17 protein-coding genes are annotated in these 26,200 nt (G+C 52.4%); all 17 read left to right on the forward strand.

Features of this window, described 5'->3' with window-relative positions:
* Positions 1–9: 9 nt before the first annotated feature.
* The 17 genes from DLM86_RS26040 (at position 10) to DLM86_RS26120 (ending at position 26,199) form a co-directional block, all read left to right on the forward strand.
* Positions 10–906: a flagellar hook-basal body protein gene (locus DLM86_RS26040; RefSeq protein ID WP_110842997.1), complete on the forward strand. Its 897-nt coding sequence runs from the start codon at positions 10–12 to the stop codon at positions 904–906.
* A gap of 12 nt (positions 907–918) precedes the next feature.
* Positions 919–1,788 carry a flagellar hook-basal body protein gene (locus DLM86_RS26045; RefSeq protein ID WP_110842998.1) on the forward strand — a complete coding sequence of 290 codons (870 nt, stop codon included), beginning with the start codon at positions 919–921 and terminating at the stop codon, positions 1,786–1,788.
* Positions 1,789–1,811: 23 nt separating this feature from the next.
* The gene (locus tag DLM86_RS26050; protein ID WP_110842999.1) at positions 1,812–2,042 is read left to right on the forward strand and encodes a DNA-directed RNA polymerase subunit beta; all 231 of its coding nucleotides are present in this window, start codon (positions 1,812–1,814) and stop codon (positions 2,040–2,042) included.
* Positions 2,043–2,127: 85 nt separating this feature from the next.
* Positions 2,128–2,655: a CDP-alcohol phosphatidyltransferase family protein gene (locus DLM86_RS26055; RefSeq protein ID WP_110843000.1), complete on the forward strand. Its 528-nt coding sequence runs from the start codon at positions 2,128–2,130 to the stop codon at positions 2,653–2,655.
* Positions 2,656–2,804: 149 nt separating this feature from the next.
* Positions 2,805–3,233, forward strand: coding sequence for a 3-hydroxyacyl-ACP dehydratase FabZ (gene fabZ, locus DLM86_RS26060; RefSeq protein ID WP_110843001.1), 429 nt, complete (start codon positions 2,805–2,807; stop codon positions 3,231–3,233).
* 37 nt (positions 3,234–3,270) lie between these two features.
* Complete coding sequence (locus DLM86_RS26065; protein ID WP_110843002.1) at positions 3,271–4,977, forward strand: phospho-sugar mutase; 1,707 nt, start codon at positions 3,271–3,273, stop codon at positions 4,975–4,977.
* A 144-nt stretch (positions 4,978–5,121) separates the two neighbouring features.
* Positions 5,122–7,140: a DUF5693 family protein gene (locus tag DLM86_RS26070; protein ID WP_110843003.1), complete on the forward strand. Its 2,019-nt coding sequence runs from the start codon at positions 5,122–5,124 to the stop codon at positions 7,138–7,140.
* Complete coding sequence (gene csaB, locus DLM86_RS26075; RefSeq protein WP_110843004.1) at positions 7,125–8,231, forward strand: polysaccharide pyruvyl transferase CsaB; 1,107 nt, start codon at positions 7,125–7,127, stop codon at positions 8,229–8,231. The genes DLM86_RS26070 and csaB overlap by 16 nt, the downstream gene beginning before the upstream one ends.
* Positions 8,232–8,471: 240 nt before the next feature.
* Positions 8,472–9,554: an MraY family glycosyltransferase gene (locus DLM86_RS26080; RefSeq protein WP_110843005.1), complete on the forward strand. Its 1,083-nt coding sequence runs from the start codon at positions 8,472–8,474 to the stop codon at positions 9,552–9,554.
* A 223-nt stretch (positions 9,555–9,777) separates the two neighbouring features.
* Positions 9,778–13,662, forward strand: a complete 3,885-nt coding sequence (locus tag DLM86_RS26085; protein ID WP_146250295.1) for an S-layer homology domain-containing protein — start codon at positions 9,778–9,780, stop codon at positions 13,660–13,662.
* 540 nt (positions 13,663–14,202) lie between these two features.
* Positions 14,203–17,184: an autotransporter outer membrane beta-barrel domain-containing protein gene (locus DLM86_RS26090; RefSeq protein WP_110843007.1), complete on the forward strand. Its 2,982-nt coding sequence runs from the start codon at positions 14,203–14,205 to the stop codon at positions 17,182–17,184.
* Positions 17,185–17,339: 155 nt separating this feature from the next.
* Positions 17,340–19,559, forward strand: a complete 2,220-nt coding sequence (locus DLM86_RS31815; protein WP_146250296.1) for a hypothetical protein — start codon at positions 17,340–17,342, stop codon at positions 19,557–19,559.
* Positions 19,560–19,655: 96 nt separating this feature from the next.
* Positions 19,656–20,297: a hypothetical protein gene (locus tag DLM86_RS26100; protein ID WP_110843009.1), complete on the forward strand. Its 642-nt coding sequence runs from the start codon at positions 19,656–19,658 to the stop codon at positions 20,295–20,297.
* Positions 20,298–20,385: 88 nt separating this feature from the next.
* Positions 20,386–20,670 carry an alpha/beta-type small acid-soluble spore protein gene (locus DLM86_RS26105; protein WP_110843010.1) on the forward strand — a complete coding sequence of 95 codons (285 nt, stop codon included), beginning with the start codon at positions 20,386–20,388 and terminating at the stop codon, positions 20,668–20,670.
* A 182-nt stretch (positions 20,671–20,852) separates the two neighbouring features.
* Positions 20,853–22,058, forward strand: a complete 1,206-nt coding sequence (gene metK, locus DLM86_RS26110; protein ID WP_110843011.1) for a methionine adenosyltransferase — start codon at positions 20,853–20,855, stop codon at positions 22,056–22,058.
* 249 nt (positions 22,059–22,307) lie between these two features.
* Positions 22,308–24,953, forward strand: a complete 2,646-nt coding sequence (locus tag DLM86_RS26115; RefSeq protein WP_110843012.1) for a stalk domain-containing protein — start codon at positions 22,308–22,310, stop codon at positions 24,951–24,953.
* Positions 24,954–25,017: 64 nt separating this feature from the next.
* Positions 25,018–26,199: a sensor histidine kinase gene (locus DLM86_RS26120; RefSeq protein WP_110843013.1), complete on the forward strand. Its 1,182-nt coding sequence runs from the start codon at positions 25,018–25,020 to the stop codon at positions 26,197–26,199.
* The last annotated feature ends 1 nt before the right edge of the window (position 26,200 follow it).

Genomic DNA, 26,200 nt, shown 5'->3' on the forward strand with positions numbered 1-26,200 from the left:
GGTTTCTCCATGCTAAGAGGTCTGTACACCGCCGCTGCGGGCATGGTGTCCCAGCAGCGGAAGCACGATACGATCACGAACAATATCGCCAACCTGAACACGCCCGGCTTCAAGCAAAGCCGCGCCGTTTCCCGTTCGTTTCCGGAGATGCTGATCGCGCTCATGGAAGGGAAGCCGGGCATGGAGGTCGTGAACCGGGGGCGGTTGAACACCGGCGTGCTGGCGGAAGAAGCGCTCACGGTCAACGTGCAGGGCGAAATTCGCGAGACGAACAACCCGTTCGATTTCGCCATCGTTTCCGACATTCAAGTGGACGGGCTCCGCTTCGAGGGCGGTAAGACGATAACGGCCGACGGGCAGCGCGTGTTCCAGCCTCAAGCGTTTTTTACGGTGGCGAACGAGGCCGGGGAAGAACGGTATACGCGCAACGGCAAGTTTAGCGTGAACGAGCAGGGAGAGCTGATGACGGCGGAAGGGTTCCGCGTCCTGGGGGAAAACCGCCAGCCGATCGTCCTGATCGATCCGGCGACGCAAATCCCGATCACGAACATAACCGTCAACCGGTTCGGGCAAATACTCGATTCCGTGAACGGACAAGCTATCGCGGACGCGGCCGGCAATCCGATCCGGATGCTGATCTCCCGGGTGGACAACCCGGTGCGGATGATTCCGGAAGGGAGCGGCTTGTACCGGCTCGAGCAGGAAGACGCAGGAACGGTCGTTCCCGTCGCCGCGGCCGACAACGTCGAGGTGAAGCAAGGCTTCGTGGAAAGCTCCAATGTCGATCCGGCGCAAGCGATGGTCGATATCATGAGCGCGGCCCGCATGTACGAGGCGAATCAAAAAGTGGTACAAGCCTATGACAAAAGCATGGAAAAAGCCGTGAACGAAATCGGCAGAGTGTAAGCGAGGTAGCGTATGAACCATTCGATGATCAACTCGACCGTCTCCATGCAAGGGCTGCAGCAGAAGCTTGACATCATCGCCAATAATATGGCGAACATCAATACGACCGGGTTCAAGCGCAAGGAAGCGACGTTTCACGACGTGCTGACGACGACGATGCGGCAGCCCGAAACGTTTCAGCAAGTGGGACGGATGTCGCCGCTCGGCTTGACCCAAGGCTGGGGCGCCAAGCTCAGCCAGGTTCAGACGCTGATGGCGCAAGGGTCGCTGAAGCAGACCGACATGCCAACCGATCTCGCGATCGAGGGGGACGCGCTGTTCGAAGTGACGATTCCTTCCGTCGACGAGAACGGCCAGCCGGTCACGAGGACGGCATGGACCCGCGACGGAGCGTTCGCGCTCAAAGCGCAGCCGGGCGATACGGAGAACGTCTACTTGACGACCCAGGAAGGGCATCTCGTACTGGGCACGGATAATCAGCCGATCCGCATCCCTAACGACACGCGGATTCGAATCGAGACCGACGGGCGCGTGCTCTCGTACAACGACCGGATACCCGGCCCTCCGGCGCAGGCAGGACAGCTGAAGCTCGTCCAAGTCGTTCGCCCGCAGCTGCTGCGCAACTTGGGCGATAACCTGTACGTGCTGCCGGAGGAGATCGACCCGGCGCTCGGCGAGGTCGTTCGGGTTGTGGCGACGGACGCCGTCAATCCCGAAGCGGCCAAAGTGAAAGTGCAGCAAGGATTTTTGGAGCAATCGAACGTCAACTTGACCGAAGAGATGACGGAGCTGATGTTGACGCAGCGGGCGTTCCAGTTGAACGCCAAAGCGCTTACGTCCGCCGACAACATGATGTATTTGGCGAATACGCTCCGGGGTTAATTCGGCTTCAAGGGAGGCTTGGAATGAACGATCAAGATACGAACGTTCGCGAAAGCCCGAAAGGCAAGCTTCGACCGAGATGGGCGAAAATCGTTCTGAGAGTGCTCAGAGCGCTGCTGATCCCGTTTCTCTGCCTAGTCGCCCTGATCGTCGGTTTGTGGATCGGGTATTCGTACATCGGGGGAAGAAGCGCTGCGGACGTTTGGCAATGGAGCACGTGGAAGCATTTGTTCGACCTCGTCTTTGCCACCTGAGACTCCCCGCCCGGGGAGTTTTATTTTTGGGGTAACAACGGTATAATGGATGGGTATGGAAGAACATTCCGGGGGAGAGAAACGGGTGAACTTGCCAAATCTGTTGACGTTATGTCGTTTCGCGCTGATCCCGATCTACGTCGTCTTGTTCAGTACGAATCAACTGAAGACGGCTTTTCTGATTGTCGTTTTGGCAGGGGCGACCGATATTTTGGACGGTTACTTGGCTCGTAAAAGGGGACAAATTACGCAAGTCGGCGTCATGCTCGATCCGCTTGCCGACAAATGCATGATGCTCGCGGTTATCATATCGCTGCTCGCGTCCGCCATGATACCGTGGCAGGCGGCGGTGGCGATGTTCATTCGGGACGCCGGGATGATCGCGGGGTCCGCGTTTTTTCATTTTCGGGGCAAACGGACCGTCCCGGCGAACAGCATGGGGAAGCTGACGACGGTATTGTACTATTTCGCGTTTCTGTTTATTTTTTTCGACTTTTCGTTCGCGGTTCCGTACCTATGGTTTGTGATCGGGGTATCGTTCGTCACGTCGATCATCTACATCGTGCTGTTTCTGTCGCTGAACCGCGAAGCCGGAACGTTCGATTCCCGATAAAAAGGAGCATATGCAAGGGACTATGTCGGAGTCCGCATCCATACGCTCCCTTATATCAACCTCCGCTACTGCAGGTCGCGAAGGGACATTCACTAGTTTAAGTTAACCGAGATTTTTTTATACCATTGCCGGAAGGGGACGATCTTGTTTTGATGGACATCAAAGACATTCAAGAGACGATACCGCATCGGTATCCGTTTTTGCTCGTGGATCGCATTTTGGAAGTGGAGGAGGGCGTTCGGGCCGTCGGGTTGAAAAACGTCACGATCAACGAGCCGTTTTTCGCCGGCCACTTTCCCGGCTATCCGGTAATGCCCGGCGTGCTGATCGCAGAAGCGCTCGCCCAGGTGGCGGCCGTCGCGATGCTTCGCTCGGAGGCGAATCGAGGGAAAATCGGCTTGCTGGCCGGCATCGACCAGTTTCGGTTCCGCGACCAGGTGAAGCCGGGCGATACGCTTATTCTGGAGATGGAAATTACACGGATGAAAGGCACGATCGGCAAAGGCCGCGGCGTCGCCAAGGTCGGCGAGAAGATCGTAGCCGAAGGCGAGCTGATGTTCGCTCTCGCAAACCCGTAACCCTCAATTCATATTACAGGAGTAGGAGAGTGGAGACATGAGTGTGGAGCATGCGTTGGCCAAATATCGGCAATGGTTGAACGATTCGTTAATCGACGAAGACACGAGGAGCGAGCTTGAGTCCCTTCGAGGCAACGACAAAGAAATCGAGGACCGGTTTTACCGGGATCTCGAATTCGGAACGGGCGGGCTGCGCGGCGTAATCGGCGCCGGAACGAACCGGATGAACCGGTATACGGTTGCGCAAGCGACACAGGGGTTGGCTCAATTCGTTAAGGCCACGGCTTCGGGCGCTCCGTCCGTCGCGATCGCTTACGATTCCCGCCACCAATCGCCCGAATTCGCGCTGGAAGCGGCTCTCGTCCTGGCCGGCAACGGCGTCAAGGCATACGTTTTCGAATCGCTGCGGCCTACGCCGGAGCTGTCTTTCGCGGTGCGTCACTTGGGAGCGACCGGCGGCGTCGTCATTACCGCCAGTCACAATCCGCCCGAATATAACGGCTACAAAGTATACGGAAGCGACGGCGGCCAGCTTGTCCCCCGCGATGCGGAGCGCGTCCTGGCGGAAATTCAGAAGGTCGACGCCTTGTCCAAAGTGAAGCGGATGGATCGCGCCGCCGCGGAAGCGGAGGGGCTGCTGATCTGGATCGGCGCCGAAGTGGACGAAGCGTTCGTGCAGGCGGTTGCGGCCACGAGTCTTCATCCGGACGTCGTCAAATCGGTAAGCGACCGGTTCCACATCTTGTATACGCCGCTTCACGGAGCCGGCAATGTGTCGGTGCGTAGCGTGTTGAAGCGAATCGGCTTCGAGCACGTGCATGTCGTCCCCGAGCAGGAGCTGCCGGACCCTAACTTCTCGACGGTCAAGTCGCCGAATCCGGAGGAGCGGGAGGCGTTCACGCTCGCCCTGGCGATGGCGAAGGAGACGTCGGCCGACATCTTGATCGGTACCGACCCGGATTGCGACCGGATGGGCGCCGTCGTGCAGAACGACAAGGGCGAATTCGTCGTGCTGAACGGCAATCAGGCGGGAGCCGTCATGGCTTATTACGTGCTGAGCAGCTTGAAGGAACGAGGGGAACTGCCGGATAACGGCGTTTTGATCAAGACGATCGTAACGAGCGAGATGGGGGCGGTGATCGCCCGCGACTTCGGCGTGCATACGATCGACACGCTGACCGGCTTCAAATATATCGGCGAGAAAATGACGGAATTCGAGCGCAGCGGACAATACCGTTTCTTGTTCGGCTACGAGGAGAGCTACGGCTACTTGGCCGGCACGTACTGCCGGGACAAGGACGCGGTGCTCGCCTCCATGCTCATCTGCGAAGCCGCCGCCTTTTACAAGAGCCAGGGCAAGACGCTCTATGACGTGCTTCAGGAGCTGTACCGCCGGTACGGCTACTTCCAAGAGCAGCTCGAATCCCGTACAATGAAAGGGAAGGACGGCCTGGAGAACATCAAGGCGATCATGGAAGACTGGCGCCAATCTCCACCGGAGAGCGTCGTCGGCGTTCCGGTCGTCAGCGTGAAAGACTATTCCAAAGGGATCGACGGCTTGCCCGCGGAAAACGTTCTGAAATTTACGCTTGCGGACGATTCGTGGTTTTGCCTGCGACCGTCCGGCACCGAGCCGAAAATCAAAATGTACTTCGGCGTAACCGGCACGTCCGGCGACGATGCAAGCGGGCGGCTGGAACGCGTGCGCGCCGAGGTGATGACCCGGATCGATCGATTTCAATAAATCCGTAGGTTGAACGTCTTGTTCGACTTCTAGGCCGCTTGAGCCTCTTCGACGGTACGTCCCGCACCGCTTTCGTGCGGCGGCGCCGCTTCGGAGAGGTTTTGCGGATTTTCGCCCTACGACACGTTACAAGGAGTGAATGGCTTGCTTCAACAGTATGGCAAAGTTAACGATCGCGTACGGAAATGGTTATGGATTCTTGTCGTTCTCGGCTTGATCGCTTCGACTCCGCTCGTCTACAAACGGGTACAGACCGAACGTTCGACGAAAAATGTGGAAATCGTGTTCGACTACCGGGATTTGTTGGAGGCTTCGGCTTATCGCCCGAATCCGGAGAGCTACGTTCAAGAATGGCTGAAGACGATGAAGGAGAACGGCATCGGGAGCATGGCCGTCTACGAAAGCTCGCTCGAGGAGCTGAAGAACAGCCGTCGCATCCAAGTGTTTACGCCGCAAGAATATTCGTTGCTGACGGGTAAACCGCCGGTTCCCGGGGAAAATTACACGTACCTGCTCTTCACCAGCACGGAAGCGCGGGACAAGCTGCAGCCGGTTATCGAGAGGACGTACCGGGATCGGCTGAAGGTGACCGTAAGCACGTGGACGCACAACAACCGTACGGGACTCGTGATCGGATTGCCTTACGAAGAAGCCAACACGAAGCCGATGGAACCGGATCCGATGACGATGGATATGCTTCAGAAGGAAGGGTTCCGAATCGTGGCGCGGCTGTCGAACCGGGTGCAGCCGTATACCGAAGCCGAGCTGGACGATTGGCTGAACAAGCTGAGCGACCGCGGAGTCAAGCGAATCGTCTTCGACGGCAATGCGGTGACCGGCTTCGATGAATCGCCGAAACCGAATAACGCTCCGAAGATGGCGGCGTTGTTGAAGAAATACAACATGGGCACCGCTACGATCGAGCGGCTGAAAGCGCAGCAAAAAGGGTTCACCGCTTCGTTTGCGGACAAGCTCGATTATAACGTCGTCCGGCTGTTTCCGCTGTTCGATACCGAGGTGAATTTGAAGCCCGATCAAATCGCGGACAAGCTCGTGCTCGCCGTCAAGGACCGCAACATGCGCATGCTGTTCCTGAACACGAAGGCGGCCAAAGATTTGGACAAAGGCTACATGAACGACTACCTCGACAATATTATGAACAGCTTGACCGGGCCGGACGGAGCGATCCCCCGTATCGAGAAAGCCGGCTACCAGTTGGGCGAGGCGCACGCGTTCGTCGTATACGGCGAATCTTTGCAGCCGCTGAAGCTCGCGGTGCTCGTGGCCGGGGCGGCCTTGATCGCGCTGACGATCGGCCTGTTCTTCCCGGCGTTGGTGACGGCGGCCTTTGTCATCGGGACGATCGGCGTGCTGGGCTTGTACGTGCTTTCCAGCTCCGTCGGGCTGCAGGCGATGGCGTTCGGAGCCGGCGTATGCGCGCCGACGCTGTCGACGATATTGGCGATCCGATACATTCGCTCCCGATCCGGCGTTGCTGCGGGCTCTAACCCGCATTGGGGAAGGGCGCTGCTCGTGTTCGCGGCCACTTCGGTGCTGACGCTTGTGGGAGTCGTTTATGTCGTAGCCTTGTTAAGCCATATCAATTATTATCTCGTGCTGGAGCAGTTTCGCGGCGTCGCGCTGCTGCATTTGCTGCCGATGGCGTTCGTGGGCGTTTATGCGCTTCTGTTCGCGGAATCGAATCGGCTTAGCGATGTGGTGGCAAGATTGCGGACGATCTTATTGGCCAAAATTACGGTATTGTGGATCGTGTTGGCCGCCGTGTTCGGCGCTGCGGTGTACTACTATTTGACGCGTACGGGGAACGAAGGCCAAGCGTCCGAGCTGGAGAAGGTGTGGCGCGCTTTTCTAGAAAACGGATTGGGCGTACGACCGCGGAACAAAGAATTTTTGTTTGCGCACCCGCTCTTTATTTTGGCGGCGTATATGTTCATGAAGTACCGAAATGCGATTTATTTGTTCGCCGGTGCGGTTATGGGACAGCTGTCGATGGTCGATACGTTCGCGCATTTGCATACGCCGCTGCACATTTCGTTCATCCGTGTAGGTTACGGAATCGTGTTCGGCATCGTCATTAGCTTGGTTTATGTGGCGGTATGGGAACTGCTGGCGAGAGGATGGCGCAGATGGGCACCCAAGTGAGACGAATCGCCATATCGGGGTATTACGGCTTCAACAATAGCGGGGACGAAGCGGTGCTGCAATCGATCTTGCTGGCGCTTCGGTCGGAAGGAGTGCGGCAGGGAGTGGCGATCGAACCGATCGTCCTCTCCGTAAGCCCGGAGAATACGTCGCGGATGTACGGCGTACGGGCCGTTCACCGGATGCGTTTCTCCGACGTTTCGAACGCGCTGCGCGAATGCGACGGCTTGATCAGCGGCGGGGGCAGCCTCCTTCAAGACGCAACGGGAGTCAAGACGATTCCGTACTACTTGGCGGTATTGAAGCTCGCCCAGTTTTATCGCAAACCTACATTTATATATGCGCAAGGAATCGGTCCCGTCCACCGACCTATTTTTTACCCTTTTATTCGAACGATATTTAAGGGGTGCCCGTACATTTCCGTCCGGGACGAAGAGTCGGCCGCGCTGCTAGCCAAAATGGGGGTCGCTCGGGACCGTGTGGAAGTGGTGCCGGATCCGGTCATGGGATTGACCTTGAAGGAGTCGGCCGCGAAACGGGAACGTTCGCCGGTACCCGTGATCGGCGTATCGGTCCGATTTTGGAATCGGGACCGGTCCGAGCTTGATCGGCTGGCCGCTGCGCTTCGTGCAATTGTCGAAGGCGGTGCGGCGACGATTCGATTCCTCCCGTTTCATTTGCCGGACGATACGGAGGCTTCGAAGTACGTCGTCGAGCGAATCGGCTCGCTGCCGGAGGGCTCGGCCGTCGAGACGGTAGCCGATGCGGTCCATCCGCAGGATATGTTGGCGGAAGTCGGGGCGTGCGACCTGCTGATCGGCATGCGGCTGCACTCGCTCATTTATGCCGCGTCCCAACACGTTCCGCTGATCGGAATATCGTACGACCCGAAGATCGATCAGTTTCTTAACCGGCTTGGCATGACGGCGGCGGCTTCGACCGAAGCGTTCGATTCGAACCGAGTAGCTGAAGAGGCGCGCAGGCTTTTGAACGATCCGACCGGATGGATCGATTCGAAGCGGGAGATGATCGCCCGTTTGCAGCAGGAAGCCCGTCAGCCGGCGCAACAAATCGTTTCGATTGTACGTTAAGAAACCGTGAAGCATCAAAAATGCTTGCCCCGCCGAGATACGCGGAGATACGGATGTCGGCAGCATGATAACGTTCGGATAGTTTGAAAATCGGAATGAAAATTGCCCAAAAACGGCCGTTTTTGCTGAATTTCGCATTGGAGTTTCCGAACGAATGGGAGTATAATGGGTCCGTTGGTCTTCAGGAAAGCGATTTTACGGGGGATTGGCATACAGATTGATGGGGGTGGGTACAGTCGGATGGTGTTTTTATACGGCATCGGTTTCATCGCGTCCATTCTTTTAGCCGTCATCCTGACGCCTGCAGTAAAACGGTTCGCCTTTTTCGTAGGGGCGGTCGACAAGCCGAACCAGCGTAAGGTACATACGCGCATTATGCCGCGTCTCGGCGGGTTGGCCGTATTTTTAGCTTTTGTAGGGGCGTTCTTCATCATCGCGCCGATGGTGGAGGACATTAACTGGAGAGTCGCATCCGCTCTGTTGATCGGTGGGTCGATGATCGTACTGGTCGGAGCGTTGGACGATAGATTCGATTTGTCTCCGAAGACGAAGCTGTTGGTCGAGCTGCTGGCCGCCTTCGTTATCGTCTTCTACGGTGACATTCAGATCGATTTGGTCAACATGCCGTTCGGCGACGAGTTCGAGACGAAATGGCTGAGCGTGCCGCTCACCATATTTTGGATCGTCGGCGTGACGAACGCCGTCAACCTGATCGACGGCTTGGACGGATTGGCTGCCGGCGTGTCCGGAATCGCCAACGGGACGATGCTCGTCATGGCGATCATGATGGGCAACGTGACGGTTATTCTGTTTAGTGCGCTGCTGCTCGGCAGCATCGTCGGATTTTTGGTGTACAACTTCCATCCGGCGAAAATATTCATGGGCGATTCGGGTGCGCTGTTTCTCGGCTTCTGTCTGGCTACGCTATCGGTACTCGGCTTCAAGCAGGCGACGCTCGTTTCGTTCGTCGTACCGCTTCTCATTCTCGGCGTCCCGTTGTCGGATACGTTTTTCGCGATCGTACGCCGCAAAGTGAACAAGCTGCCGATTTCCGTCGCGGACAAAAACCATTTGCACCATTGCTTGCTCCAATTGGGCTTCGGTCATCGCAATACCGTGCTCGTCATTTACGGCATTTCGCTCTTCTTCGGCCTTTGTGCCATCTTACTGTCGCAAACGTCGCAATGGGTCGCTCTCGTGCTCGTCGGCATCATTATGCTGGTGCTGCAGGTTGGAGCGGAGGCGATCGGGATCGTCAGCAAAAGCAAGCGTCCCGTCTTGAATTTGTTTTTGCGCGTTCGATCGAAGAACGTTTCGAAATAACCGTTATGTCGAATTTTCACCCGGTCCCCCAAGGGCCGGGTTTTTTGTTTGCTTGTTTTTGGTCAAAGGCTAAAAAAACGGTCCTTCACGACCGATAACAAAGATACGGGAATTTTTAAGAAATCGCATAATGTGAGGAAGGAGCCGTAAACCGTTTTAGGCGAATCAACGCAATTTATGACGGATTGGTGTAGATTTTGATCACATATAGGAGGGAAAGACTTTGAGTAAGACAATCCGAATATGGACAGCCTTAGTCCTGATGCTAACCTTGGTCGTCAGCTTATTGCCGCCGCTGACCGTAAACGCGGCGCCGACGGCTCCCGGCTTCTTTTTCCCCGACGATTTGACCTTGAGAGCGAAGGCGAATCCGACGGATCCCGTGGATCTTTCGCGATCGAGCGGGGATATATACATAGCGAAATCGAAATTGTTTACGATTACCGGTAACTACAACCACGTATCGGCCGATACGATGACGGTTACGGTGGAATTGATGGAATATGTAGGCGGCACCTGGAAGCCGGCTGCAGACAAAGTGTTCAGTGCAGGTATCACTCCGCTGGCCAATCAAAAATTCGAGGCGCGCAATCTCGATCTGTTCTCCGGCTACAACCGCATTACGCTCAAGGGACGTCAAGGAGCGGCCGACAAAAAGGACGTTTTTTATGTCCTGTATCAGGATGCGCCGGTTCTGAAGTCGCTGCGCGTCGGTTCCGGTGCGGATCCTGTCGTCAACCTGAACGAAGGCGCAAGCATCGTCGTCAAAAACAAAGACGTTTATATGGAAGGAACGGTCGAGAACGCGACACGGCTTTCCGTTAACGGTTCCAGTGTAACGCCTTTGGAGGACGGAACGTTTTTCGCTCCCGCATTGAGTCTGAATCCGGGAAAAAACGAAATTACGATCGACATCGAGAATCCGTCCAACAAAGTGACGGTGAAACGGACGATTTATTATTACGATCCGTTGGATCCGTTCGTTGCGGCCAATTTGCTCCATTCGTCCAAGTCTTACCCGATTTTGAATAAAAAACCGACCTCTACGGGAACGGACTCGACAGCGCAGCTTGAAATTGAAATGCTCGTTCCCTATAAATCGGCAGCATTTGGTACGGGTGCGACCGTTCAAACGTCCGTTTACGGCGGCGGCACGGTTACGGGCTTCACCGTTGCGGCAGCGGATGACCAGGTGATCATGGATAACTTGGGCGTCACTCCGACGTACCGTAAAGTCAAATTCAAGACGGATGCGGCCGCTCTTGCGGTCGACGGCAGCAGCGCCATTTTGAAAGAGCAACGAATGACGGTATCGATCACATACGACGATTTTGCCATTATCGAAGATTTCAACTTTATCGTTTTGCCGGACGAGCTGTATATCGAGAATATGTACCTCTTGCCGAACTATTCGGGCTCGGGATTAGTCGGCAATAAAGTGGCGTTGGACAAGAGCGAAGTCTCGACGGATTCTTTCTATGTAGTCGCGACGACCAACAAGGCGGTAACAACGGAATCGTTAACGGCCGTGTTGCTGCCGTTAGGTACGACAGCTCTGACGGTTACCCCTGTCACTCCGGTTGACGACCCGGCCACGTCGGGAGTAGACGAGAGCATAACGGGGCTTGTAGCAGGCAAAGAGTATCTCTATCGTGTTTCCGGACTGCCGAGCGGCAGCCAGAAGGTGTCGTTTAAATATTCGGGAACGAACTCGTCGTATGCGGCGGACATCAATTTCGTTTCCACCCAGTACGTGTTCTTGAACAACGTTTATGACGGGCAGTTTATCACGATTACCGGCACCGGCAGCCTTACGATTGACGGTCAATTTGTCGGATTCAAAAACCCGCTGGGCGTTAACGCGGAATTTTTCGTGAACGGTACGCGGTACACCGATGGCGATCCGCTGGCAGGACCGGCCGATTCGAAATTCGACCTGGACGGCGAAAACAAATTTAAAAACGTGCTGTCGATCGGAACGTCCGGCGATCTTTATTTCGGCGAAAACCGACTGGTCTATCGGGCCACCTATTTGGATCCGTCGACTAACGTCAGCCGAATCATTGAAAAGTCCATTCGTCTGTACGTAAACGATACGAACGTGCCGACGCTTTCGCGCTTCCAGCCGATTGTCGTGCCGAACGGCATTCGAGAGCCGTTGGCCGGCTTGCTCGGTTCCACGGGCACGGTCTATGATACGAAGCTAGGCAAAATCTTCATTCCGTCCAACGATATTCAGTTTACGAACAATCGGTACGTGACGAGCCGCAAGACGTATGACGTCGGATTTATCGGCAGCGGCGCTACGAATATTGTGGTAAGACAAGGCGGAGAGATAATTTTCGAAGCTACGTGGGGGACTTCGAGCTTTAACATTTCCGGTCCCAAGTCCGCATCCGTTGAACAGGATAACGTAGGCGGGGCTTTCGTTTTCCGATTGAACAATCAGGAGTTCCCTTCTACGGGTACGCATGTCTACACAATTGAGCTTCGCAATGCGAACGGCGTGAAAATTACGCAATCGATGGAGTTGGTTCGCGAAGTTTCAGCTTACCGAATTGTTGCGCCGAAGCCTAACGTAGGCGACCGGATCATCGTGAACAAAAACTTCGTCTCCATCGATATCGAAGCGGAAGGCGCGACCGAGGTGCTGGTGGACGGCAAGCCGGCCGAGAAGCGGGCGGATCGTACCGATCGCTATTATTACGAATATGTCGGTTTGAAGCCGGATAAGGAAACGTCGATTAAAGTATCGGTCAAGCAAGGCGGCAAGACGTTGAACGATACAGTCAAGGTGTACTATACCGCTGCGGTAGAGCCAGGCGCCCAGTATATGGAGCAGATGGGGGCGAAGCATTCCGTCTTCAACAAGAGCTTGTCGCTCACGTTCCCGAAAGGAACGCTGCTGGAGCAAAACAATCCGCAAACCGGTTATCCGCAATATTACGATAAGCAGAAGCTGTTGTTCGGCATTGCCGATCCGACGGATGGAGTCGTGGAGAGAGTCGACGATTACGGTAACATCGTAAACCGGACAGGTAGCGGCGACGAGAGACGTCCGAACGCGAATCCGGTATTTACGATGGATCGTTTGCGCATTCCGTTCATCAGCGAACTGGGCCGTCAAAACTTTACCCGCGTGTCCTCGATTTTCTGGATTTCGGGCGGTCTCGGCGAGCAGGGGGCGAAGAATACGTCTTCCTACAAGCCGGCTCTGAACGGTGTTAACCCGTATCCATATAACGTGGAGATGCCGTTTACGGCTTTCCCGGCCGATCGCAAGCTGACGCCGACTCAACGAGGAGAGCTGACGCTGAAATTCGACGAGAACGTCGTGACGAACGCGTTGACGACGGTAACGGTGTATCATTTCAACGACAAGGGCCAATGGAAAAACATCGGCGGAACGGTCAACGCGAAAGACAATACCATTACGGTGCCTTTTTATGATTTCGGATACTATATGGTCGCCAAGCTGCGGTACGGGTTCAGCGATATTACGCGGCACGGATGGGCTCGTAACGTCCTGGAAGCACTGTTCGCCAAAGGTATTATGCCCAACCTGCGTACGGACGAATTCGGAGCGGACGATTATATTTCCCGCGGCGAGTTTACGACGATGCTCGTGAAATCGTTGAACATTCCGTTGAACTATGACAACACTCAATCGTTTATCGATGTCGTTCCCGTAGCACAGGGAATGGGGGCTGGCGGTTTCATCTGGGATTACGCTCATATCGAGACGGCCGCCAGAGCGGGCATTATTACGGGTCTGGAGAACCGGATATTCGGCGCAGGCCAGCGCTTGAACCGCGAGCAGGCCGCCGTCATGATCGCGCGCGCGCTCGAGCTGAAAACGTCGTTGAACGACGCCAAGCTGGAAGCGAAACTGAAAAAACTATTCACCGACGAGATTACGTTCTATGCAAGACCGAGCGTAGAAGCCGTCTACAACGCGGGAATCATGCAGGGCATACCGAATGAGCTGGGCAACGACAAGTCGATCCGCTTTGACGGCGAATCGCCTCTGACGCGCGCTCAGGCTGCTCAAATTACGGTGCGGCTGCTTCAGAAAGTAAGCGATATTTTCCCGAAAAACTTCAACTGATCCGGCACAGACCTGCTCCGAGAATAGGGGCAGGTCTTCTTTCAAGGACGATGGACAATCTATCGCACATGGAAAATACTTAGTAATGACGAAACTGATAGACGCACGTTATACTAAGTTTCGTAGCCGGGACATGCACGCTGTAGTACACGGCCAGAACATTCCCCCCGGTTCGAGGAGTTGAGTGCGGAACACATAGAAAAAGTTTTTTTCAAAAGCCGCAACTTTTTGCGAAACACTGCGTTTAATTAGGTGTAGCGGCAAACGAAACATAAGAAAACCAAGAGCTGCAGTGGTACTTTTTCACAATTTCTACTTTACGGTACGAAAGCACCATTGTATAATGTTATAGTGGTGTCTGCATCTCTAGTTTTCCGATTCGACAGTTTACTAGTTTCTGCGACAAACGTTGCAGAGTCCAAATAGTAAGTAGCGCTCAACTCTGGGAAGGGGGTGAATCGGCCGATGAGTAATACGAGCTTACAAATTAAATTAAACTCTCAAACATCGAATGATAATCGAGGAGGAGACAAAAAGGTTATGAAGAAAAGCTTGTCTGTACTTGTAGCAACAGCTATGGTATCGTCCATGTTCGCTTCCGTTGCTTTCGCAGCTGACGAACTGACGACCGAACAAAAATTGGATGCCCTGATCGCAGCCGGTATCTTCGACAAAGAAGGCACGGGCAACGGTTATGAGCTCGACAAACATATGACTCGCGAGCAACTCGCGAAAATCCTCGTTAAATTGAAAGGCCTGAAAGAAGTTTCCGGCACGAGCTACGGCGACGTCGAGTCCAACCGTTGGTCCGCTGGCTTCATTCAAGCTGTATCCAAAGCAACTCCTCCTTTGATGGAAGGCGTATGGGATGGCGTGTTCAACCCGACTGGCGACGTAACGCTTGAGCAACTCGCTAAAGTAGCCGTTGTCGCTCTGGGTCTGGAAGTTAAATCCGACGCAGAAGTTAAAGGTACCGTTTCCGACTGGGCTAAAGGCTACGTTGCAACTGCAGTTGCTAACGGCTTGCTGGGCGAAAAAGCGGACTTCACGAAGCCTGCTATCCGCGCAGAGTTGGTAGAAGCAACTTATGCGGCTAAAGAAGTTCTGCCTAACCCGAATGGTAAGGTTTCCGTTAAGGAAGCTAAAGCTACCGGTGCAAAACAAGTTACGGTAAATCTCGATCGCGAGGTTGACACGACTAAAGCTGTAGTAACCTTGAAACGTGGCACTTCCGAAGTTAAAACAACTGCTAAATGGGCTGACGACAAGAAATCCGTTGTATTGACGTTGACTGAAGTTAAACTGGTTGCGGGCGAATACAGCGTTACCCTGAGCGGATTGGATGCAGCTGACGTTGATAAGACGACTGCAACGTTTACTGCTGAAGATGAAGTTGTTAAGAAAATCGAGTTCACCAACCCTAGCGATACACTCGCTTACGCTTCTAAAGTTCGTGTACCGTTCCAAGCTACCAACCAGTACGGTGAAAAATCGACTTTGACATCTGGGGGCTTCAGCGTATTTGCTACAGCTGGGGATCCAATTATTAAGAGAACTGCAAACGGTGACCTGTATGTTGAACTTGCGACAAACACAGGGACTATTGCACAAAATGTTAGCCAAATTTCCATTAACATCTATGATACCAACAATAACATGAATGTTCAAAAAGTGTTTAAAGTTGGTACTGCGCCGTATATCTCCAAAATCGAACTTCTTGATCCGGAATACCAAAACGGAAAAACAGCTTTGAACGATGTAGGTGACACTGCGAAGGTTGTTCTGAAAGAGTTCGATCAGTACGGTAATGTAATGGTTAAAGATTCTGGTGCTGTTAACGAACCAACTGCCTTGATCACTCCGAATATCGATACATTTGAGAGTGTGCAATGGGAGTGGAACGACGACAATATGCGCGTTGCTAAAATCGTTCTGAAGAAGAAGCCAGAAGGTAACGGTGAAAGCACGCTTTCGGTCTACGGCGGTTCCAATGCTGCTACGACCAAAATCAAACTTTCGGCAGCTAAAGTTGCTACGAAAGTAGAGATTCCTAACGAAGGCAGCTTCTCTGAAGGCGATGAAGATAAATATGTAACTTTGGTTGCGTATGATGCTGATGGAAATAAATTATCCGCAGATGACATCGTAGAAAATGCTAAGGCAAACAAGTTCAACATTAATGTTTCTGGCGCATTTACTACCGGGGCTACTGCTGGCGTCCTCACAACGAACGGCAACATCGTAACTGCTGGTGATAACAAAGGCAAAATTCATATTAAATCCGTTGGAAAAGGCACTGGTTACGTATTTGCTGCCATTTACACGATGACAGGGCAGAACAGCACAGCTCAACAAACATTCAATGTTACATCGGCTCGTTACCCTGTTTCGATTAAAGTAAGTGGTACAGATCTGGCAGCAAAAGCTGTCCGCAGTGATTCTGCTACCGTAACGACTGCTGGTACGATTAAAGTTTATGATCAGAACAATGTTGAGTTTAAGAAAGATTATAACACTTATTCGACCACAGAAAACGGTAAGACCGTAACAAACGATGTTTATGTTTCGATTAAAGCTGTTAAAGCAGATGGTTCTCCATCTACAATTAACGCTACCTTGAAAGATAGTGCAGGTGTTGCTCAACCTCTCGCTAATGGCCAAATCATTAAAAACTTCAATGATGTTAATGGCAGAGAGTTGAAAATCTATGTTCCATCTTCGGCTTCGATTGGCGACACGTTTGAAATCAAACTTTCCGTTCGTAAGACTGTCGCTGGCGAGTTGAAAGATGATGCAGTCTCTGTATATACGAAGAAATTGACTGTGATCGATGGAACTAAAGAAACCCTGAACTATTCCGTAGGTGCACTTGGTAACGCATTTGCAGCAATCGATGATAAAACCTACGAAGGCGGAGATTACGACTCTGTCACAGCGAGCAAGCAAAAGAAAGAAGTTAAGCTTGTTGCTAAAGATAACGGCGGTAACACAGTTGCTATCGATGCGTTGAATATGATTCAATCCGTTACTTCTTCCGTATATACTGTTGCAACTACGGCAGGTGGTAAAGGTTCTACGGCTTACGTTTTGGGTAACAAACCTGGTACAACCACGATAGGTCTTGTATTCAAAAACGCAAAAGGTGAAACGAATACGGTAACTAGTGATTTGACCGTTAAGAACGACGCGGTTGCTGTTGAGACCTTGACGGCCGGAAACACCAGTGTAACCAACAAAACGGAAGCTCAAATTGAGTCCACTCGCGCGGGCAATTTGATGAACCTGAGCGTTAAAGACCAATACGGCATTGAATACAAAGATGATAACACCACTAACTACATCTACCTGTACGACAAACACCTTGGAATTCGTTATGGTGTAAGTCAAATTGATGGTGGCGGAACTGTTACAATTACTGACGATGGTGTAATTGCTATCAGTGGTACTGTAAAATCTTTCGTAATCACTGCTTATTCTGCAAATGGCAAAACAGCATCGACTGCAGTTGTAGTAGCTCCATAACTAACTTAAAAAGAGAAAAAGGTCCTTTGGGATCTTTTTCTCTTTTTAAGTTCATTTCAATGTCACATACCTCCGATAAACTATTTTATAAAAGGACGAAACAATTCCGTTACTAATTCGTCTATAACTTTAGATGAAGTTAAAGGAGGCCTTTTATGTCAAGCAAATCCAAATTTAAGCGGCTGACGATGCAATCGATATTATCACTGACTTTGTTGGCGAGTGCAGCCCCTGTATATACATATGCGGACGGTGCGCAGGTAACGTCTAACTCTGTTTTCGACATTCCATCCGTTGGTTCAGTTTCAATGAATGACAGTAGTTATTTTGAGCTAAAAGACGTCAGATTAACCCCAGGTACAGACAATAATTTGGTTACTTTTACGGTTAAAGTCGTAAATGGTGGAGCAACCGATATTCAGTTCATTGATTACTGGATTCGCGTTCAAGCGGCTTCAGGTGCGAAATTTACGGTAAATGTAATGCCACAAGACAAAGACAAAAATATTATTCCGTCAGGAAGTGCACAGGAGATACAGTTTTATGCAAGTATAACTCCTTCGCTTGGTCTTAGCGATTTGGAATTTAAATTTATAAAATGGGACTTTTCTGCAACCGATTATCAAAAGATTCTGGGGGGACTTACCGTTCCGACTGGTTATACGACTGTGGCTCCCGCTGAATCTAGAGTAAACTTGAAAATTTCCAAAACCTCGATGCAAAGCTATATCAAAAAGTCAACTATAAGCAGTAATGAAGAAAATTACTTGCCTTCACTACTTTTGGAATTACAGAATACGGATTCAAGAAGTTTAAAGTTGCCTGCATTAAAATTTATGATCCGTACAGCTGATGGGTTGTTGTATCCGTTAATTGCAACCGGGATTAATGAAAATACAACAATTGATCCATTGATGAAAAAAGAAATCGCTTTGAGCGGAAAATTGCCGCGATCTATCCTTAATAGCGGCTGGCAGCTTGTTATCACGGAAGCAGCATCGGGAGGAGATACGGGCAGTAACAGCAGCACTAATATGAACATAGCTGTTGCAGAATTTACGATCCCTATACCAACGGAAGACCAAACTGCAACTGAAAAAGAACAGACATTTTCTAATAAGGATGGAACTTACCTGGCAAAGCTGGAATCGATCCAAAGAGTTCCTTGGGAAGACGACGATATTTTGTCCGCCTCTATTTTGTTGAAACCTAAAGAAAATAAACCCCTTCCTCTACCAAACATGACAGGATTCATTGAGTTGGACGAATCGGTAAAAGTCGAAGTTAAAGTTGTACAAACGGACAATGTTATCGGAGTACAACCTAACAAAGAAGTGCGGTTGCAGTTGCTAGGACGCATTCCTTATACTTATGAATTCTCAAACTTGAAAGTATATCTCCAAGAGAAAGAAGGAACAACAGGGGGAACTGGAAATACAGGTACCAACTCGGGGAGCACTGGAACAGTAACCGATCTTGTACAATTTAAAGTAGATTCGGCATTGGATAGTGTTCCTTTAGTGAACGCTAAAGAGCATTATAAAATTGGTGGAGTTGGTAGAAGCGGAGACTATGTAGTCCGTACAGTTCACAATTTTCCTGGTAAAAGCTCAAACATTGTAACAGCCCAAGTGGAAGTTGAAAACCTAGAGAAGCGCGCCAATGAGATTTCTAAGCTTGTAGCGCATTTTAAGGGCTCAGATGGTACGATTTACCCCGCAACAATTACAGAAATTAAAACAAAAATTAGTCCTTCTGGAAAAGCACTTTTGAATATATGGGCTAATGTGGCTAAAAACAAAGTCCAGGATATTACGCAACTTATTGTGGGAGAAGGCGTAACGGAAGGTAAGTTTACTCAAGGTGAAGCAAAACCAGATGCTTATGTTAATGCCGTATCTTTCTTCTTGCCAAGCGAAAAAACGAGTGTTTCCAATTCGATAAAAAACATTGATATGTTTCCGTATACGCTTAGTTTAAGCAAAGTGGGAACATCTGCTTTAATTGGGCAGACTACAAGCAATGTGAAAATCAGTTTTGACTATGAGTTAGAGAAAGATTCACGTTATGAGGTCAACCCTGATGAATATAAAATGGTTATTGAAATGGAAGACCTTCAAGGTTTGGCAAAACTCACAAAAACTTTAGACTTTGAAAAACAAAATCAAGGCCAAAACGGAAATACAAACAATAACGAATCAGAAACAATACTTAAAGTTGGTAAAAATAAAATGGAATTTACTGTAACCGACACCGACTTTATTTATAAGGCGCAGAGCTTAAAGAAGTACAAACTTAATATTTACCATCAATTCCAGGGTGAGAAAAAGCTGATTGCAAGCAAAGAATTAGACTGGTTCGTATACGCAGACTAAGATACTGTAATTCCAATCCTTTCGATCCATTCCATCGATCGAAAGGATTCTCTTTTTCCACGTCGAACTTGTGAAAGATCAGGAGGCGATAACAACGTGGGACAAAAACGAAAGTGGCTTGTAACGGGAATCGTGGGTGTAGCGATAGCGACAGGCATATATGTGGGACAAGCGGCTATCATCTCGAACGCCGACGGAGCCACACAGCCGGGCTCAGCGGACGATCCGTTGGTAACAAAGAGTTACCTGGACGAACAGCTCAAAAAGCTGACAGGAGGCCAGTGGACAGGCTCTGGCACCGGTACGGGCCAAACGGGAAGCGGCGGATCAACCGTAAGCGAGGCGCGCATCCAAGAAATGATCGCTGCGGAAATTGCAAAGCTCAAGCAAGAGCTTCAAAGGCAACCCCAACAACCGACCACCCCAACCACAGGTACTGCGCCTACGCTGGAGGTATTAAAGCTTGGGCCGGGGCAGATTTTATATGCAGGGGCCGGTGCTGAGGTAATTGTACGAACCGGCAAAACGATCGCCGTGAGCAACGACGACGGGATTCCCGATCTTACGTCCGGTGTCGATTTGCCGGCTGGAAGCGCCATAACCAATAATCATCTTCTCGTCTTCCCACGGGAAGGGCGCGGCATCAAGCCGGACCCGAAAAATAAGGACGAGATTTACGTGATGGTGAGGGGCAGTTATATCTTGTTAAAAGAGGATGGAACGAAAAGCGCTCCATAATTTTACCCGGATTAGCAGCAATCGATACGGGTGAACGATTGCAGGACGGCCATACTAGGATTACACCACTTCCAAGGAGGTCATCCAAATGGCTAGCAGCCGCAATCGTAATCAAAAAGTAGTGCCGGAATGCGGAAAAGCGCTGGATATGATGAAGTATGAAATCGCCGCGGAAATGGGTTTGCCGGTAGGACAAAACGTCGCGCAATTCAGCGATGTCGAATTCGCAACGGAATTGGGCAGCATCCAGGGCGGTTCCATCAAAGAAGATTATTGGGGGCATATCGCGACTCGAGACGCCGGAGCCGTTGGCGGAGCGATCACGAGCCGTCTTGTCCGACAAGCGGAGCAAGTGCTGTACGGATTGCAATAATATTCAGTCATTCGTTTATTGACAGAGGTCGACAAATCCAGTAACATCAATAACTGAAGGTATTGCCCAAGCAACCTTTTCCAACCGGAAAAGGTTCATTTTTTATGTGCCGGAAGCCTCGGCTTTTCCAGTGTAGAGTTCGTACTCATGATAAATAATAGGTGCAGGAGGTTGATTTGAACATGACGCTGAAAAGCGGACGACGTTTGTTTACATCGGAATCGGTTACGGAGGGACATCCGGACAAAATTTGCGATCAAATATCCGACTCGGTATTGGACGCATTCCTGGCTAACGATCCGAACGCACGCGTAGCTTGCGAAGTTTCGGTCGCGACGGGTCTCGTACTCGTCATCGGCGAAATCAGCAGCTCTTCCGAATATGTCGATATTCCGGCCATCGTCCGGAACACGATCAAAGAAATCGGCTATACCCGCGCCAAATACGGCTTCGACGCCTCCACTTGCGCCGTCCTGACTTCGCTGAACGAACAGTCCGCAGACATCGCCATGGGTGTCGACAAGGCGCTGGAAGCGAAAGAAGGAACGATGACGGACGAGCAGATCGAAGCGCTCGGCGCCGGCGACCAAGGGCTGATGTTCGGCTTCGCCGTCAACGAAACGCCCGAATTGATGCCGCTCCCGATCGCCCTGTCCCACCGTTTGGCACGCCGTCTGGCCGAAGTCCGGAAAAACGGCACGCTGCCTTACCTGCGTCCGGACGGTAAAACGCAAGTGACGGTCGAATACGAAGGCGAGAAGCCGGTTCGGGTCGATGCGATTGTCGTATCCACCCAACATGCCGAAGAAATTACGCTGGAGCAAATCCAACGCGATATTAAAGAGCATGTCATCAAACCGGTTGTTCCGGCCGAGTGGCTCGACGACAAGACGAATTACTTCATCAACCCGACAGGCCGTTTCGTCATCGGCGGACCGCAAGGCGATGCCGGCTTGACCGGGCGGAAAATTATCGTTGATACGTACGGCGGCTACGCTCGCCACGGCGGCGGCGCCTTCTCCGGCAAAGACCCGACGAAGGTCGACCGTTCCGCGGCGTACGCAGCCCGTTATGTCGCGAAGAACATCGTAGCGGCAGGCTTGGCGGAAAAAGTGGAAATCCAGCTCGCTTACGCGATCGGTGTAGCGCGTCCGGTATCCATCAGCGTCGATACGTTCGGCACCGGCAAAGTCAGCGAAGAAAAGCTCGTCGAAGTGATCCGCAATAACTTCGACCTGCGCCCGGCGGGCATCATCAAGGAGCTGGAGCTCCGCCGCCCGATCTACCGGCAAACGGCCGCTTACGGTCACTTCGGCCGTACGGACGTCGACCTGCCTTGGGAGCGCACGGATAAAGCCGAGAAGCTGAAGCAAGAGGCATTGAGCTAAGCGGCGACACCTACGATTCCAATAACTACCACCCCGCAAGGGGTGGTTTCTTTTTTTGCCCCCTGATACTCTAAGAAGAGAACGAAATAGTCTAATAGGATCAACAAAAACCGACAAGACGTTGGGTCTTTCGCGCTAAACCGATCCGACCGATGCCGACCATCGTAACTTTTCCGGGGAAATCGGAGTCTATTATGGTGTGCATTCTATCACGGGAGAGATAGAGACAATCGGAGAGGAGATTTACAATTGCAAGAGCTTACGAAACCGGGACACAAGAAGGGCAAATGGGTAAAAGGCGTGACGGCCGTCGCCTTGGCCGCATGTTTGGCGGTGCAGCCGTGGATCGCTTCCTTGCGCGCGGAGGCGGCATCGGCGGCGGATTCGCCGGTGACGATGGTGTCTCAAGACCCATTGACGTATGGTGCGATTCTTCGAAAATACGAATGGAAGTTCGATCGAAACAAAAAACCGGTTACGGTAACGGCGAACTTGGTCGAAGTCGATTTGCAAAATCCGTACGTGAAGCTGGATACGATCGCAGGAACAAACGGACAGTTTACGAAAAAACAAAGCGTCCGCAATATGGCGAACGAGACAAAAGCGGTAGCCGCGATCAACGGCGACTTTTTCAACATGTACGCGGAAGGCGTCCCGATGGGGCCGCAAATCAAGGACGGCAAGCTGATGGCGACGACGATCGACGTGCCGGGCTGGTATTCGTTTGCGCTGACGAAAGAAAACAAGCCGGTCGTCGACCTGTTTGCGTTTCAAGGCAAAATAGTCGCGAAGGACGGCGCGAGCTATCCTTTGGGCGGGATCAATAAAACCTATTATTGGTACGAAGACGACGGCGTCCACCAAGAGGGCGTCCACAGCATGATCGACGGCCTTTATATGTATACGAGCGCATGGGGGCAAACGAACCGGTCCAACGACGGCGTCACGGTACCGACCGAAGTGCTGGTGCGCAACGGAATTATCGCCGAAATCAAGCCGACCGGCGTACTCGACATGATCGCGCCGGAGGACGGGTACATTTTGAGGGCGTCCGGCAAAGCGGACGAGTTCGTCCGACAGCATTTGAAAGTCGGGGACCCCATCGTGGCGGACTATAAAATGATGGCGCAGGACCCTTCGAAAAACTACGATGTCAGCAGCTTCAAGACGATGATCAGCGGGCATACGATTCTCGTCGACAACGGCGCGCCTGCCGCTTTTTCTCGCGGAGGGGTACAGGAGAATGCCGCGGTCGCCCGGACGGCGATCGGCTATACGAAAGACGAGAGGTATGCTTACTTGATTACGGTCAATCCGGGCGTTACGTTGGCCGAGCTGCAGCAGTTTATGATCAAAGTAGGCGTATGGAAAGGGTTAAACCTGGACGGCGGCGGTTCCACTCAATTGGCGACGCGGCCGCTAGGCGAGTTTACGACGGTGCTGACAAGCGCCGATATGGGTTACGAGCGTCCGGTCGTAAACGGCGTGGGCGTCTACTCCTTGTCACCGCCGGGAGAAGTGAAGGACATTACGATCCAAGGCATTACGACGCTGTTCATGGGTCAAAAAGCGACGTTCGCGATGAAAGCGTACGATCAATTTTATAATCCGGTCGATACGAGCAAAATGCCGACTGTCTGGACGACGGACCGACCGATCGGCACATTCGAAGGTAACACGTTCACGGCGACGGGGACAGGCAAGGCGAAGCTGACGGTCACTTCCGGCACGGCGACCCAAAGCGTGGACGTCGAAGTCGCATCCGGGAAAGACATCGCGAGTCTGAAGCTGCAGTCATCCTCCACGGCTCTGCTGGCCGACTCCGTCTACAAGCTGACGGCGAACGCAACGACGAAATCCGGCAAAACCGGGGTCGTGCCGGCGGGAGCGCTGCAATGGGAGTTTATCGGATTCAAGGGACGGATGGAAGGAGATAAGCTGTACGTCGAAAGCATCGAGCCGAACGCAACCGAGGGACGCGTCATCGCCCGGTATGACGGATTTTCCACGATGCTGACGATGCCGATCTACGAGCAGCGCAACGTGGAAACGTTCGAAAAGCCGTCGGCCGTCTCGTTCTCCGCGACGGACGGGGTTAAAGGGAGCGTGGGCGTAACGCCGTCCGGGACTCCGACCGGTGGCAACGCGTTGGCGATCGAGTACGACTTTACGCAAGGCACGAAGACGACGGCCGCTTACGCGAACTTCATGAACGGGCTGAAGGTCGAAGGCGAACCGGAATCGATCAGCGTCAAAGTAAAGGGCGACAGCAGCCGCAACTGGATCCGGGCCAAGATCAAAGACAGCGCCGGCAAAACCCAGCTCGTCAGCTTGACCGAATTTGCGAACTGGTCCGACTGGAAGACGCTCAGCGCCGATTTAAAACCTTACAACTTCACGTATCCGATCACGCTCGAGCAGCTGTATGTGGCGAATCCGGAAAACGCGCACGACGAGCGGGAGCTGAAAGGTCGAATCTTGCTGGACGATGTCGGCTTCCAATACAATAAATCGACGAATAAGCCGAAAAACACCGTGAAATTGACGATCGACCAAAAGACGTTGACCGTCAACGGCAGCCCCCTTGCGCTCGATCAAGCGCCGGTCATTTATAACGGCAACACGCTTGTCCCTGTCCGATTCGTCATCGAAGCGATGGGTGGCGATCTGAAATGGTCCGATGCGGAGCGCAAAGTTTCGATCGTGAAAGATAGCCATTTCCTTGAGCTGTGGGTCGATCGGACGGAGCTGATCGCGGACGGCGAATCGGTCGTCGCGGAAGTGCCGCCGCTGCTCATGACCGAGCGGACGATGGTGCCGCTGCGGATCATTTCGGAGAAAATGGGCTGGAAAGTGACGTGGGACGAACAGACAAGAACCGTCACATTGGAATAAATTAGGGCCAAATATCCACTCCAAACAAGTCGAAATGTGATACTATAACAAATAGGGCCAAAATATGGGTAAAGGGGCACGGGTTAGCTTGCAATTCGACGCCATCGACACAGTCATCAAAAATGCGATAGGAGTCATGGAATCCAGCAAATATCAAATTTTTGAGATTTGCGAAAGCGCCCGTAGCGAGTGGGAGGCGCTCAACAAGGAACTGCACCAGGTCATGGAAGAAGTCTCCCGCACCATCGATCAAGTGGACAAGCTCGAAGTCGAATACAAACGTTCGCGAATCCGGCTTACGGAAGTAAGCCGGGATTTTCACCGTTTCAAGGAAGAAGACATCCGGATCGCTTACGAGGCGGCTACCCAGATGCAGCTGCAGCTCATCATGGCGCGGGAGAAGGAGCATCATCTGCGCGCCCGAAGGGACGAGCTGCAGAAGCGGATCCGGAACGTCGACAAGACGATCGAACGAGCGGAAGCGCTGGTCGGTCAAATGAACGTCGTGCTCGAATATTTGTCGGGGGACTTGAATCAGGTCACTCGCATTCTCGAATCGGCCAAAAACCGGCAGCTGCTCGGTTTGAAGATCATATTGGCGCAAGAGGAGGAGCGCAAGCGGATCGCGCGGGAAATTCACGACGGTCCGGCCCAGGCGATGGCCAACATGGTGCTGCGCTCCGAAATCGCCGAAAGGATGATCGATCGCCAAGAGTACGCAGCGGTCAAGGAGGAGCTGACCGACTTGAAAAGCTCGGTCCGTCTCGGCTTGGAGGAGGTTCGCAAAATTATTTTCAATCTCCGGCCGATGGCGCTCGACGACCTCGGGCTCATTCCGACGCTGCGCAAATACGTGCAGGACTTCGAGGAACGGACGAAAATCCATGCGCGGTTCGAGGTCGCCGGAGTCGAGACGCGGCTTCCGTCGGCCATGGAAGTGGCCATTTTCCGGCTCGTCCAAGAGTCGCTTGCGAACGTTTTGAAGCATTCCCGGGCGACCCGGGTGAACGTGGAAATTACGTATCAACGTCAAATGGTCAAAATCGTAGTCAAAGATAACGGCGTCGGCTTCTCCGTCGACAAGCTGGAAGTGACGATCGCCCGCGGCAACAAGCATTTCGGCATCATGGGGATGCGCGAGCGCGTGGAGCTGCTGGAAGGCCGGATGGATATCGAGTCCGAACCGAACGCCGGAGCGAAGATCACGATGATTATCCCGATCAGTATGGAACCAAGAGAGGAGTAAC

Source organism: Paenibacillus flagellatus, assembly GCF_003217775.1.
Classification (GTDB): domain Bacteria; phylum Bacillota; class Bacilli; order Paenibacillales; family NBRC-103111; genus Paenibacillus_AB; species Paenibacillus_AB flagellatus.

Bases quoted from the DNA above. Each gene is read 5' to 3' on its own strand.
- csaB (WP_110843004.1), top strand. From the start codon at position 7,125: ATGGGCACCCAAGTGAGACGAATCGCCATATCGGGGTATTACGGCTTC.
- DLM86_RS26045 (WP_110842998.1), top strand. From the start codon at position 919: ATGAACCATTCGATGATCAACTCGACCGTCTCCATGCAAGGGCTGCAG.
- DLM86_RS26105 (WP_110843010.1), top strand. From the start codon at position 20,386: ATGGCTAGCAGCCGCAATCGTAATCAAAAAGTAGTGCCGGAATGCGGA.
- DLM86_RS26065 (WP_110843002.1), top strand. From the start codon at position 3,271: ATGAGTGTGGAGCATGCGTTGGCCAAATATCGGCAATGGTTGAACGAT.
- metK (WP_110843011.1), top strand. From the start codon at position 20,853: ATGACGCTGAAAAGCGGACGACGTTTGTTTACATCGGAATCGGTTACG.
- DLM86_RS26080 (WP_110843005.1), top strand. From the start codon at position 8,472: ATGGTGTTTTTATACGGCATCGGTTTCATCGCGTCCATTCTTTTAGCC.
- DLM86_RS26050 (WP_110842999.1), top strand. From the start codon at position 1,812: ATGAACGATCAAGATACGAACGTTCGCGAAAGCCCGAAAGGCAAGCTT.
- DLM86_RS26120 (WP_110843013.1), top strand. From the start codon at position 25,018: ATGGGTAAAGGGGCACGGGTTAGCTTGCAATTCGACGCCATCGACACA.
- DLM86_RS26040 (WP_110842997.1), top strand. From the start codon at position 10: ATGCTAAGAGGTCTGTACACCGCCGCTGCGGGCATGGTGTCCCAGCAG.
- DLM86_RS26090 (WP_110843007.1), top strand. From the start codon at position 14,203: ATGAAGAAAAGCTTGTCTGTACTTGTAGCAACAGCTATGGTATCGTCC.
- DLM86_RS31815 (WP_146250296.1), top strand. From the start codon at position 17,340: ATGTCAAGCAAATCCAAATTTAAGCGGCTGACGATGCAATCGATATTA.